Below are 12708 nucleotides of genomic sequence, written 5' to 3'. Positions count from 1 at the left end.
TTGTTCTTGGGCTAATCGACAATTAAAAGATACCCATGCTCCCCAACGACAGCCAACGCCCCGACCCTGATGCCCTGCTGGCGCAAGTGCAGGCGCAGGAAAAGAAAGCCGCGCGCGGCCGGCTGCGCATTTATTTTGGCGCTTCGGCCGGCGTCGGCAAGACCTATGCGATGCTGGCCGCCGCCCGCAAACTGCTGGCCGATGGCCAGGACTTGCTGGTAGGCGTGGTGGAGACGCATGGGCGCCAGGATACGGCGGCCCAGCTTGACGGTTTGCCGCTGCTTCCCCTGAAGGCTATCGAATACCGGGGCAAGACCCTGTTCGAGTTCGACCTGGACGAGGCGCTGCGGCGCGCACCGCCGCTGATATTGATGGATGAACTGGCCCATTCGAACGTGGCCGGTTCGCGCCATCCGAAGCGCTGGCAGGATGTCGAGGAATTGCTGGCGGCTGGCATTGACGTGCTGTCGACCGTGAATGTGCAGCACCTGGAAAGCCTGAACGACGTAGTGGGCGGCATCACTGGCGTGCGCGTGGCCGAAACCCTGCCCGACACGGTGTTCGACCGCGCCGATGAAGTGGTGCTGGTCGATATTCCGGCCGATGAACTGTTGCGCCGCCTGAAGCAGGGCAAGGTATACCAGCCGCAGCAGGCCGAGCGGGCATCCCAGCACTTTTTCCGCAAGGGTAACCTGATCGCCCTGCGCGAACTGGCCTTGCGCCGCACGGCGGACCGGGTGCAGGACGACGTACAGGCTTACCGCGTCGAGAAATCCATCAATCCCGTGTGGAAGACGGGCGCCGCGCTGCTCGCCTGCGTGGGACCGTACGCGGGTGGCGAACATGTGATCCGCAGCACGGCGCGCCTGGCCAGTCAGCTGAATGCCGAATGGCACGCGTTGTACGTGGAAACGCCGCGCCTGCAGCGCCTGCCGGCGCGCGAGCGCGAGCGCATCCTGAAAACGCTGAAACTGGCGCAGGACCTGGGTGCGCGCACGGCCATTGTGCCGTCCGCCGACATCGCCGGCGCCGTGGTCGAGTATGCGCGCAACGCGAATATCTCGAAAGTCATCGTGGGCCGTCGCCGCGCTGGCGCATGGGCTGGCGCATTGGCGCGCCTGTGGCATGCGTCGCCCGCCGTGCGCATGGCCAGCCTGGCACCCGATATCGACCTGATCGAGGTCGGCTTGCCACCTGCCGATATGGCGCCCCGGCGCGTGGCTGGCGAAGACACGGAGGCGCCGCGTCGGCCATCGCGCCATTGGCGTTACCTGTTGGCCGCTGGCGCCAGCCTGGGCACGGCCCTCGCCTCGGTCCCCCTGCAACCCTATCTGGACCTGGCCAATATCGCCATGTTGTCGCTGCTGACGGTGGTGCTGGTGGCCGTGCGCCTGGGGCGCGGGCCGGCGGCGCTGGCCAGCCTGGTGGGCGTGGCCTGCTTCGATTTCATCTTCGTGCCGCCGCGCTTCTCGTTTGCCGTGGGTGATTTCCAGTACGTGATCACCTTTGGCGTGATGCTGGCCGTGGGTCTGATCACGGGCCACCTGACGGCCGGCCTGCGCTTCCAGGCGCGCGTTGCCTCGCACCGTGAAGCGCGTGCCCGCGCCTTGTACGAGTTTTCGCGTGAATTGTCCGGCGTGCTGCAGACGGAGCAGATTTTCGATATCACCAAAAGCGCCATCGAGCGGGCTTTCCGCGCGCGCGCCACCTTGCTTCTGCCTGACGACGAGGACAGCCTGCAGACCCCGAACGGCGGCGAGCCGCTGGACATGGGCATCGCGCAGTGGGCCTTCGACCATGCGCAGGCGGCGGGGACGGGAACAGATACCTTGCCGGCTTCGCCCATTTTCTACCTGCCGCTGATCGCGCCGATGCGCACGCGGGGCGTGCTGGCGCTGTTGCCACTCGATGGTACGGACCGCGGGCGCTGGCTGCTGGTGCCGGAACAGCGCCAGCACCTCGATACCTTTGCCGCCCTGGCGGCCATTGCCCTCGAGCGCGTGCATTACATCGACGTGGCCCAGGGTGCGCTGCTGCAGATGGAGTCCGAACGGCTGCGCAATTCGCTGCTGGCGGCCCTGTCGCATGACTTGCGCACGCCATTGACGTCGCTGGTGGGGCTGGCCGAATCGCTGACCCTGTCCAGGCCTGCCTTGTCGCCCGCGCAGCTGGACATGGCGCGCTCGCTGCAGTCCGAAACCGTGCGCATGAGCGCCCTGGTGGCGAACTTGCTGGATATGGCGCGCATTGAAAGCGGGCAGGTGCGCCTGAACCTGCAATGGCAGGCGCTGGAAGAAGTGGTCGGCAGCGCGCTGCGCGCCAGCGGCCCGCAATTGCAGCAGCATGCCGTGCAGACGCAGCTGGCGCCGGATTTGCCGCTGGTGCGCTACGACGCCGTGCTGATCGAGCGGGTGCTGTGCAACCTGCTGGAAAACGCGGCCAAGTACACGCCGCCCGGCAGCACCATCACGGTAGCGGCCGGGGTACACGGCCAGTTCCTGCAGGTGAGGGTGTTTGACGATGGCCCGGGGCTGCCGCCCGGCCGCGAAGAAGCCATCTTTGAAAAATTCACGCGCGGCGAGCGCGAATCGAACAAGCCGGGTGTCGGATTGGGGCTGGCCATTTGCCGCGCCATCGTCGAAGCCCACGGCGGCACCATCCACGCTCAGCCGCACACGCCGGGACAGGGCGCTGCCATCGTGTTCAGCCTGCCGCTGGGCACGCCCCCTGCGCCGCCAGAGATCGAACTCGATGACGCCAACGACTATGAAACAGGAAAACCATCATGAACGAACCTTCCGCCACCGCCTTGCTGGTCGAGGATGAGCCGCAAATCCGCCGCTTCGTGCGCGCCGCGCTGGAAGACGAAGGCTGGCAGATTTTCGAGTCCGCCACCATGCAGCGCGGCCTGATCGATGCCGGCACGCGCCGGCCCGACCTGATCGTGCTGGACCTGGGCCTGCCTGACGGAGATGGCATCGACTTCATCGCTGACATCCGCAAATGGTCGGCCGTGCCCATCATCGTGCTGTCGGCGCGGGTCGACGAAGAGGACAAGATACGCGCGCTGGACGCGGGCGCCGACGATTACCTGACCAAGCCGTTCGGCGTTGGCGAGCTGCTGGCCCGCGTGCGCGCCACCTTGCGCCGCCAGCGCCAGCCCGCCGCCAGCGACGATGGCGTGGTGCAGTTCGGCGACGTGCGCGTCGACCTGAAGGACCGCCTGGTGACGCGCAACAAGCAACTGGTGCACATGACGCCGACGGAATTCCGCTTGCTCTCGGTGCTCGTGAAGAACGCGGGCAGGGTGGTCACCAATCCGCAGCTGCTGCGCGAAGTGTGGGGGCCGTCGAACAGTGAAAACGGCCACTACCTGCGCATCTACATGGGCCATCTGCGCCAGAAGCTGGAAGCTGATCCGGCCCAGCCGCAGTATCTGCTGACGGAAACGGCTGTCGGCTACCGCTTGCTGCTGCCCCTCTAAACGGCTGTTATCCCCTGTTGGAAAACGGGCGCTGCGAGCGCCGGGGGACGCTTTACCTCATTTTTTTGCAGCGGCGGGCCAGCTGCGCCATGTTGGCAAAGGCCCATACCACCAATGAAGAAGAAAAAACCATGAATAAAATGATACTTGCACTTGCCGTCGCCACCGCCTTTACAGGCAGCCTGGCCCACGCGGAAGAGGCCAAGCCCGACAATGAAGTCAGCTTCAACGTGGCAGGCGTGTCCGACTACCGTTATCGCGGCATTTCGCAGACGCGCTTGAAACCCGCGCTGCAGGGCGGCGTCGACTACGTCAACAATCCTACCGGCCTGTATGCGGGCGCCTGGGCTTCCACCATCAAGTGGACCAAGGATGCGGGCGGCAGCGGCGACGTGGAAGTGGACCTGTATGCGGGCAAGCGCGGCCAGTTGACGGCCGATATCGGCTATGACGTGGGCGTGCTCGCGTATGTGTATGCGGACAACGGCTTGAAGAATATCGGCCTGGCCAACGCGGATACGCAGGAAGTCTACGGCCAGCTGTCGTACGGCCCCGCCTATATCAAGTATTCGCACGCCGTCTCCAACCTGTTCGGCATCGTCGATAGCAAGAACAGCGGCTACCTGGACATCGGCGCGAATATCGACCTGACGAACGGCTGGACCGGCAACCTGCACGCGGGCCACCAGAAGGTCAAAAACAATGATGCGGCTAGCTACACGGACTGGAAAGTGGGCGTCACGCGCGATTTCGGCATCGTGACTGGCGCGCTGGCCGTGATCGGCACGAATGCGGACAAGTCGGCCTATGCGTCGCCGGTGAATGGCAAATTCATGGGCAAGACAGCGCTGCAACTGACGCTCAGCAAAACGTTTTAATTGACGGAGATAAGAGGAGAGGCGGCGCATGCGCCGCCTTTTTTTGCATGCCGAGCTAGGCTGGCAGGTTAAAGACGGCGCAATACAGCTGTCCCAGGCTGACCACGCGGGAGGCGGGAATCTTTGCGGCCAGGGCATGGGCGGGGGCCGCTTGCGTGTCCGTTGCCAGCAGGACGCGCAGGTCCGGATTGACGCTGCGCGCGTGCGCGATGCGGCGCGCCAGGCCAGCCTGCGCGGCGCCGTCCACCACACCGTCCAGCGGCACCACCAGCACGCGCGCGGCGATCAGGGCCGAACGGCTGCCCATGGAGTCGCGGCCTTCGCTGTCGATGACGATGTCGTGGTAGCAGTTCACCAGGTGTTCCAGCTCCGGCTGCAGGCCCTTGGCGCTGATGGCGCGCGCCATCAGGCGTGGCCGCGTCATGCTGCCGTGCTTGGCCCCGTCGTGCATATTCCGGGCCTGCTCCATGGCTCCCTGGCGTGGATCGGCATCGAGCAGCAATACCTTGCGTCCGGCCAGCGCGCGCGAGGCGGCCAGCCGCCCGGCCAGGATGGATTTCTCCATCCCCCCGCGTTCATCCGTGATGGCGATGATCATCTTGGCGCACGGCTGGCATGATGTTGGAAGCGGAGACCAGTTGCAGCAAACAGCCTTCACGCGGCGCGTCCCTGTCGCTGGCTGTCCATACGGGCAGTTCCATCAGGGGCTCGAGTGCTTCGGCCAGCTTGTGCTTGCCGGCGGAAGACATCGGCGTCATCGGCAGGCGCAGCTCGTCGCGCACCTTGCCCTGCATGGCCAGCGCCGCCTTCACGGGGCCAGGATTGGGTTCGGCAAACAGCAGTCGGATGACGGGCAGCATGGTCTTGAACAGGGCGCCGGCGGCGCCGTGGCGGCCCTGCTTGACCAGGTGGTACAACTGCGCATACAGGTCGGGGCGTATCTGGGCGGCGGCCGACATGGCACCGTGGCCGCCCATGGACAGGCTGGCCAGCAGCAGCGCATCGTCGCCGCACAGCACATCCAGGTGCGTGTCGAGCAGCAGTTCGCCCAGTTGCTGCAGCTTGCCGCCCGCTTCCTTGATGGCGACGAAGTGCGAGTCGCGCGCCAGCAGCGCCGCCGTCTGCGGTTCGATATTGACGCCCGTGCGTGCCGGCACGTTGTATAGCACGATGGACTGGTCGGTGGCTGCGGCGATGGCCTCGAAGTGGCGCACGATGCCGTCCTGCGAAGGGCGTACATATGATGGTGCCGAGACCAGCAGACCGGCCAGCGGATGGTCGTTGTAGCGCTGCACGGCGGAGACGACGCTGCGCGTATCGCTGCCACCGATACCCATCACGACGGGGAAGCGGGGGCCGATGGCTTCGAGCACGCTATCGAGCAGCATGGTGTGTTCCGCAGCGCTCAGCATGGCCGCTTCGCCCGTGGTGCCGCATACGACCAGGCCATCGATGCCGCTGGCGGCCAGCTCGCAGGCGAGCTGCTGGGCGGCGTCGAAGTCGATTTCGCCATCGCCATCACGGAATGGCGTGACCATCGGCACCCAGATGCCCTGGAAGTGCGCGGTGATGCGCGCTGAAGACATCGCCTGCTCGCAGGAATACTGGTTCATGACGATTTCCCCTGGCTGATGCGGCCAAATTCCGCCGCCGGCAGCAGGCGCATGACGGCATCCATGGTCAGGCGCAGGGCCGGCTCCGTCACGCACAGCCATACCTTCATGCGCTCGGCGTGGTCGACCGCCTCGACGCGCATGAACGACAGCATGCCGCCGCAGGTCCTGACGACCAGCTGGCGCAGCTCGGCCAGGCAGGACTTGTCGACCGTGATATGCATGAGGAAAGTGGGCAGGCGGGGATGGCGGTGGGGCAGTGCTTGATGCGCTTGATGCGTTTGCAGGCGTGAATGGGGTTCCATGGTGGCTTTGCAGCGGTGGTTGAGGTACGTTCAAGATTAGCAGCGGGGGCGTAAAGATTCTCTAAAAAGCGAGGCCGCCCGCGTAAACGGGCTGTATGTGTTTGACCGCGGGCGTGTTGCGCGGATGCGCCGCGCATGTGCTTTTGTTACAAAATTGAATCGTGCTTTGGGAGGCAGGGGTTTATATTGAAAACGTCTCCGCTTTCAGTCAGCCTTGCCATGTCAGACGAAAAAGATCCCCAGCATCCCCCTTCCACCGATCCTGCAACGCCGGCGCGGTCTGACCGGGTCGGCCGTGCCGCCGATGATGAGCATCGTGCGCGCGATGCGGCACCGCGCTACCTGAAGGATAACGACACGCCGCTGGCGCTGGCCTGGCGGGTGATCTCGTCGCGCTACCGCTCCATGCGCGACAAGGCCAGCCGCGATTTCATGCGGCGCACCCTGCGCATCGGCATCTCGGCGCGCATTTTCCATCCCGAGCCGGGTGCCACTGGCCTGCGCAGCAAGAACCTGCAATACCTGGAAGAGTCGATCGCGCAGTGGGTCATGTCGCGCGACGTACTGGTGTTCATGATCCCGACCGTCAATACCAGTGGCCAGCTACACCCGAGCAACATCACCTTGCGCCACTATGCGCGCCACCTCGATGGCCTGGTGCTGCAGGGCGGCGCCGACGTCTCGCCACAGACCTATTCCGAGGCGGCCACGCGGCCCGAATGGAGTGGCGACCGCGCGCGCGACCTGTACGAACTGGAACTGCTGCACGAATTCGTCGACGCGGGCAAACCCGTGCTGGGCATATGCCGCGGTTGCCAACTCATCAACGTGGGCTTTGGCGGCACCCTGTACCAGGACATCGCCTCGGACGTGGAAGGCGCCACCTCGCACGTGAACGACCTGTATGACCGCCACCGCCACAGCATCGTCTTCCCGAAAGGCTCGTCGCTGGCAGGCATGTTCCCGAAGGCGGGCGAGGCGCTCGTCAACTCCATCCACCACCAGTCGGTCAAGGACCTTGGGCGCGACGTCACCGTGGAAGCGTATTCGCAAGGGGACAATATCGTCGAAGCCATCCGCTACCAGCGGGCGCGCTTTGTCATGGGCTTGCAGTGGCATCCGGAATTTCATTCGGCGGGCGGCGTCGAACTGCTCGATTGCACGCCCATCCTCGATAACTTTTTGCGCGCGGCGCGGGAGACGCGGTTTTGAGCGCGCACTTTACGCGCCGGCGCACCTTGCTGGCCGGCCTGCTGGCGCTGCCCCTGGCTGGCTTGCGCGCCGCGCCGCACCCGCGTGATAGCGTGCTGCCGTTTGCGCTGACGTCCGCCGCGCGCGCCCGCACGCTCAAGGCACGAGTGGCGCCGGCCATTGCCGAACAGGTGGTCAAGGCGGCGCGCAAGGATGCGGCGCGGCCCGTGCACCTGATGGCCGAAGTGCGTACGGGCGGCTTGCTGAAGGGCGAGGGCGGGCGCGAGACCAGCCAGCAGGCGCAGGAAGACTGGCGCCAGGCGCGCTTGCAGGCGCTGGCCTGGAGATTATCGGGCGAGATGGCGCATTTTGAGGCAGCGCGCCAGCTGTTGCTGACCTGGAGCGGCGCTTATCAGCCATCGTTCAGCCCTGTCGACGAGACGGAGCTGGCCAGCCTGCTGACGGGTTTTGACCTGATACAGGAGCGCCTGAACGGCGTGGAGCGCGAGCAGGTGCGGGTATTTTGCCGCACCCTGGCGCAAGGGTATCTGAGTGATCCCATCAAGGTGGGCGGTCCGTCCACGGCGCGCAACAACTGGCATAGCCACCGCATCAAGATCGGCACGGCCGCCGCGTATGTCACGGGCGACGCCTTGCTGATCGCGCGCGCGAAAGAGCGCTTCCTGGCGCACGTGCCGCGCAATATCGGCGCCGGTGGCGTGCCCTTCGATTTCGAGCAGCGCGATGCCTTGCACTACACCACCTACAGCCTGGAGCCGCTGCTGACGACAGCCCTGATGGCGCAGGCGCATGGCGATGACTGGTATGACGCGCCGGAAGCGCGGCGCCTGGCCGAGGCGCTGGCCTGGCTGGCGCCGTATGCACAGGGCAGAAAGATGCACGAGGAATTCGCAAAGAGCGCCGTGCCCTTCGACCGCAAGCGCGTGGCCGCCGGTGAAAAGGGCTTTACGGGGAATTGGGAGCCGAAGGGCGCCGCCAATGTGTACCTGCTGGCGGCGCGCTTCGATCCCGCTTACCTGCCGCTGGCGCTGGAGTTGCGCCCGCCAGCCTGGGCGCTGGCGCTGTACGGCAGTGAATTGAAACTTGCTGCTTAAAACTTCGTGCGCACGGTGAACATCACATTGCGCGGTTCGCCGTAGAAGCCCGTCTGGAACAGACCGAGGCCCGTGCAGTACTTCTTTTCCAGCAGGTTGTTCACGTTGACGCTGGCCGTGACGTTCTTGCTGATCTCGTAGCGCGCCATCAGGTTGACCAGCGCATAGCCGCCCTGCTTGATGCGTGAATAGTCCTCGATGGCGGGGTTCCAGATATTGCCGTCGTAGCTGCTTTGCCAGTTGATGCCGCCACCGACGGTCAGCTTGTCCAGGCTGGCCGGCAGGCGCCACGTGCCCTGTACGCGCACCAGGTGGGCAGGCTGCGTCGTTTGCAGCATGGTGGAAAAGACATCCTTGCCATCCGCGTCGCGCACGTGGGTGTAGGTGTAGCCGGCGCTCAGCTTCACATCCTTCATCACTTCGCCCGTCACTTCCATTTCCACGCCGCGGCTGGTGACGCCGTCGATGGCTGTATACGCTTCTTCGCCGTTGACTTCGCCCACAGAACTGGCCACGTTGCTTTGACGGATATGGAACAGGGACGCGCTGGCATTGACCTTGCCATCGAGGTATTCGGCTTTCACGCCCGCCTCGATACCCTTGCCGCGCACGGGCGACAGAAAGTTGCGGTTCACGTCGCGGTTGCTCTGCGGCGCGAAGATGCTGGTATAGCTGCCGAACACGGAGTACGTCTTGTCGAGGTCATACACGACGCCCGCATACGGCGTGATGACGTTGGTTTCCTCGATGCGCGAGGTGATGCGCGCGGTCTTGGGATCGAAGAAGTTGCGGTCCTGCTCCTGCTTGTAGTTGCTCACGCGCGCGCCGACGATGACGGACAGCGCGTCAAAGGGATGCAGGCGCACGGCGCCATACAGGCCGCTCTGGCGCGTGTTGTCGTTGTCGTTGCCCAGGCGCTTGAAGGCCGGTTCCGCATACTGGCCGCGCCAGTCGAAATAGCTGCCATCGAGGGTTGGATAGACCGATTCGTAGACGGGGCCGTCCTGCTTGGCCGTCGAGGTGGAGTAGCCGAGCATCGCTTCATGCCGGCGGCCGAAGGCCGTGAATGGGCCGCTGGCGTCCACGTTGACGGTGGTCTGGCGGCGGTCGCCCTTGTATTTGCCCATGAAGAAAAACGTGCCTGTGCCCGTATCGGGGCTGGGATTGCCGCCGCTGGCCGAACCGAGCACGCTGTCATGCTTGCTGCGCAACTGGTTGGCGCTCAATTTCATTTTCCACTCGTTGGCGAAGCTGTGTTCGAGCGACGTGAACAGCGTGGTGTTCTGCATGTCGCGGCGGCTCCAGTCCGTGGCCGGATTCCACGCGTTGGGGAAATCCGTGCGGGTGCCGTCGGAAAGCAGCACAGGGAAGCCCGTCCAGGTCGAGCCGCGTGGTTTGTAATCCTGGTGCGTGAAGCCGGCCGTCAGCAGGGTGACTTGCGTCAGGTCCGCCTCGATGATGCCGTAGGCGACCGATTTTTGCTGCGTGTAGCGGTCCAGGTAGGAGTGTTTGTCCTGGTAGGCGCCCACCAGGCGGCCGCGCACCGAGCGGCTGTCATTCAGGGGGCCGGAAACATCGACTTCGCCGCGGTAGTTGTTCCACGATCCCGCGCCCAGGGTCGCTGAACCCTCGAATTCGGCGGTGGGGCGCTTGCGCACCATGTTGACGGTGGCCGACGGGTCGCCCGAGCCGCTCATCAGCCCCGTCGCGCCCTTCAGCACTTCGATGCGGTCATAGATGGCCATGTCGCTGTTGGTCGTGCCCCAGTCGTAGACGCCGTCATAGATGGCCGACACGCCGTCGTACTGGAAATTGGTGACGGAAAAGCCGCGCGCCTGGAAGCTCCAGCGGTCGCTGTCGTAGTTTTGCACGCTCACGCCATTGACGTTTTTCATGACGTCGGAAACGGCGTTGCTGTTCTGGTCATCCATCTGCTGGCGCGTGACGATGGTCAGCGACTGTGGCGTTTCGCGTTGCGTCAGGGCCAGTCCCGTGGCGCCGCTGGCAGGGCCGCCCGTATAGCTGTCCGTGCCGCTGGTGGCCGCGTTGCGCTCGGCCGCCGCCACCACGGTAAGGCCGCTCATGACGGCCACGTCACGGCTGTCCGCCGTGGGTGCGCTGGCGCTGGCGGGGATGTTTTGCAGCAGGTAGCCGCCATTCGATTGCGGCACGGCTTGCAGGCCGCTGCCGGCCAGCAGCACGCGGAAACCGTCTTGTACGCCATAGCTGCCTTGTAGGCCGGCGCTGCGCAAGCCTTGCGTGGCGTCGCTGGAGAACGACAATAAAATGGCGCTGTCGCTGCCGAAGCGCGTCAGCACGTCACCGAGCGCGCCGGCCGGGATGCCATAGACGCGTACTTGCTGGCTTTGTGCCAGGGCTGGCGCCGGCAAGGCCAGGGCCATGCCGATCTGCGACAGGGCGCATGCCAGGACGGTGCGGGTAAGGAGGGAACGCGAAGCGTGATGCATGAAATAAAACCTTTCGTGGATGCGCAAGATGGAGACTACCTGTCTACCAAGTCACGCGAGCACGGCGAAACAGCTCACTTTGCAGAAAATATTTTTCAGCGCGCCGCCAGTTCGATCCTGACGACTTGATGGCCCCAGAAGCGCGTGACAGTATTGCGCCGCAGTTGCAGGCTGGCGCTGACGGCGTCGAGGATGGCATAGACATCGGCCAGCGGGTAGGAGCCGGACACGCGCAGGCTGGCGACGGCGGGCGTACAGCCCAATGGCTGTGCGCTGTAGCGCGACAGCTCGGCGAGGAAATCGGCCAGGCGCATGTCGCGCGCCACCAGCATGCCATCGAGCCATGCGCCGCCATACGGTGCCAGCGCCTGGCGGTGGCAGCTCGTGCCGTCGAAATGGGCGCCTTCGCCGGGACGCAGCACCAGGCGCTGTGCGCCATCGCCGGCCAGGACGGCGACGGCGCCTTCGAGCACGCCGGCGCTGGCGTACTGCTGGTGCAGGCGCACGGTGAAACGCGTGCCCAGCGCCTGCAGGCTGCCGTGCTGCGTGTCGACGAAGAAGGGGCGTTGTACCGCATCCTTGCCGGTGGCGATGAAGATTTCCCCCTCCAGCAGTTGAATACGGCGCTGTGCGCCGTCGTAAGCGATATTGACGGCGCTGCTGGTGTTGAGCGTGAGCTGGGTGCCGTCAGCGAGGGTCACGACGCGGCGCTGGTTGACAGCCGTGCGGTAGTCGGCCATCCAGCCGCGCCATGGGCTGCGGCGTTCTAACGCATACAGCGAGGCGCCGCAGGCCAGCAGCAGGGCCAGGGTCTTGACGGCATGGCGGCGCGGCGCGTTGGCTTGCACGCAGGCGCGCAGCAGGCTTGCGTGTGCCGCGGGCGGCAGGTGCTCGTGCTGCGTTTGCAGCTGCTGCCATGCCTGCGTGGCGCTGCCGGCGCGCTGCAGATGGCGCTTCACCGTGGCCAGCGAGATGCCGAGCTGGAGCGCGATATCTTCCTGCGGCAGTTCGTCGAGTTGGCGTAGTAAAAAAGCCCGTTTGACGGGAGGCGGCAAGCCATCGAGCATGCGGTCGAGTTCAAACACGGTGGCTAGCAGCAGTGCCCGATCTTCCGGCGACGGTGTGTGCAGGGGCGGCAGCTGCACCAGCACGTCCAGGTAAGCCTGTTCCAGTTTCTGGCGGCGGTAATGGTTGAACAGCACGCGCTGCGCGACAGTGGCGAGCAAGGCACGCGGTTCGCGCGCGGCGACGGCTTCCTCGCGGTCGAGCAGGCGCATGAAGGTATCCTGCGCCACATCGGCCGCGCAAGCCGTGCTACCCAGCTTCTTGCGCAGCCAGCCCTGCAGCCAACTGTGGTGGTCGGCATACAGTGTCGCGATGTCCTGGCGTTGTAGCGGCTCTGCCAGCGGCATCGCGTTCCCTTTGCATGGCCGGCCCGGATGGGCTGGTGTTTTTAAACAATAATAAGAATCATTCTCACTTATTGTAACAAGCGGGGGAGGAGGATGTAAATGACGGGGAGATGGGGTGTGGTTTTTTGGGTTGCGTTGTTGGGGTAAAAATCACGATGACTGGCAAAACCGTCGCGAGCGGAAGGGAGAGGTGGCTAAGAAGCGCAACCGTACGAAGGTACGGTGAGCATCGCAGGCCGCCT

Annotated in this window: 10 protein-coding genes and 1 pseudogene; 5 read left to right on the top strand and 6 right to left on the bottom strand. The window is 64.9% G+C overall.

All coding sequences use genetic code 11. The features are described 5' to 3' along the window. Positions 1-35 precede the first annotated feature (35 nt). The 3 genes from ACQ4WN_RS01825 to ACQ4WN_RS01815 all read left to right on the top strand — a co-directional run bounded on the left by ACQ4WN_RS01825 (position 36) and on the right by ACQ4WN_RS01815 (position 4362). Entirely contained in the window at positions 36-2789 is a 2754-nt protein-coding gene (locus tag ACQ4WN_RS01825; RefSeq protein WP_436549995.1) for a DUF4118 domain-containing protein, read from the top strand. Further along, positions 2786-3484: a two-component system response regulator KdpE gene (kdpE, locus tag ACQ4WN_RS01820; RefSeq protein WP_071075474.1), complete on the top strand. Its 699-nt coding sequence runs from the start codon at positions 2786-2788 to the stop codon at positions 3482-3484. Before ACQ4WN_RS01825 ends, kdpE begins: the two co-directional genes overlap by 4 nt. Positions 3485-3615: 131 nt before the next feature. Then, on the top strand, positions 3616-4362 hold the full coding sequence (locus tag ACQ4WN_RS01815) for a TorF family putative porin (RefSeq protein WP_436549994.1): 747 nt from the start codon (positions 3616-3618) through the stop codon (positions 4360-4362). Between the two features lie 55 nt (positions 4363-4417). Here ACQ4WN_RS01815 and ACQ4WN_RS01810 read toward each other — a convergent pair whose 3' ends face one another. The 3 genes from ACQ4WN_RS01810 to ACQ4WN_RS01800 are packed head-to-tail and all read right to left on the bottom strand — an operon-like array spanning position 4418 to position 6280. Further along, positions 4418-4960, bottom strand: coding sequence for a division plane positioning ATPase MipZ (locus tag ACQ4WN_RS01810; RefSeq protein WP_436549993.1), 543 nt, complete (start codon positions 4958-4960; stop codon positions 4418-4420). Continuing rightward, positions 4938-5975, bottom strand: a complete 1038-nt coding sequence (gene dapA, locus ACQ4WN_RS01805; protein ID WP_436549992.1) for a 4-hydroxy-tetrahydrodipicolinate synthase — start codon at positions 5973-5975, stop codon at positions 4938-4940. The genes ACQ4WN_RS01810 and dapA overlap by 23 nt, the downstream gene beginning before the upstream one ends. Continuing rightward, on the bottom strand, positions 5972-6280 hold the full coding sequence (locus tag ACQ4WN_RS01800) for a hypothetical protein (RefSeq protein WP_436549991.1): 309 nt from the start codon (positions 6278-6280) through the stop codon (positions 5972-5974). The genes dapA and ACQ4WN_RS01800 overlap by 4 nt, the downstream gene beginning before the upstream one ends. A 219-nt stretch (positions 6281-6499) precedes the next feature. On the opposite strand from ACQ4WN_RS01800, the gene ACQ4WN_RS01795 reads away from it, so the two are divergent. After that, complete coding sequence (locus ACQ4WN_RS01795) at positions 6500-7492, top strand: gamma-glutamyl-gamma-aminobutyrate hydrolase family protein (protein ID WP_436549990.1); 993 nt, start codon at positions 6500-6502, stop codon at positions 7490-7492. Then, positions 7489-8586 carry an alginate lyase family protein gene (locus ACQ4WN_RS01790; RefSeq protein ID WP_436549989.1) on the top strand — a complete coding sequence of 366 codons (1098 nt, stop codon included), beginning with the start codon at positions 7489-7491 and terminating at the stop codon, positions 8584-8586. Before ACQ4WN_RS01795 ends, ACQ4WN_RS01790 begins: the two co-directional genes overlap by 4 nt. Here ACQ4WN_RS01790 and ACQ4WN_RS01785 read toward each other — a convergent pair. From ACQ4WN_RS01785 to ACQ4WN_RS01775, 3 genes and pseudogenes are all read right to left on the bottom strand, one after another. Continuing rightward, positions 8583-11054: a TonB-dependent siderophore receptor gene (locus ACQ4WN_RS01785; RefSeq protein WP_436549988.1), complete on the bottom strand. Its 2472-nt coding sequence runs from the start codon at positions 11052-11054 to the stop codon at positions 8583-8585. The two genes, ACQ4WN_RS01790 and ACQ4WN_RS01785, sit on opposite strands and share 4 nt — an antisense overlap. Before the next feature lie 95 nt (positions 11055-11149). Then, positions 11150-11794 (bottom strand): FecR family protein, encoded by a 645-nt coding sequence (locus tag ACQ4WN_RS01780; protein WP_436550093.1) that lies wholly within the window; start codon positions 11792-11794, stop codon positions 11150-11152. Between the two features lie 189 nt (positions 11795-11983). Further along, a pseudogene (locus ACQ4WN_RS01775) lies at positions 11984-12466 on the bottom strand (sigma-70 family RNA polymerase sigma factor); the annotation flags it as partial. Between the last annotated feature and the right edge of the window lie 242 nt (positions 12467-12708).

The organism is Janthinobacterium pasteuri (genome assembly GCF_051380775.1).
In the GTDB taxonomy this organism is placed as follows: domain Bacteria; phylum Pseudomonadota; class Gammaproteobacteria; order Burkholderiales; family Burkholderiaceae_D; genus Janthinobacterium.
The sequence above is the reverse complement of the archived record's forward strand: the minus strand, read 5'-3'. Positions and strand labels throughout refer to the sequence as shown.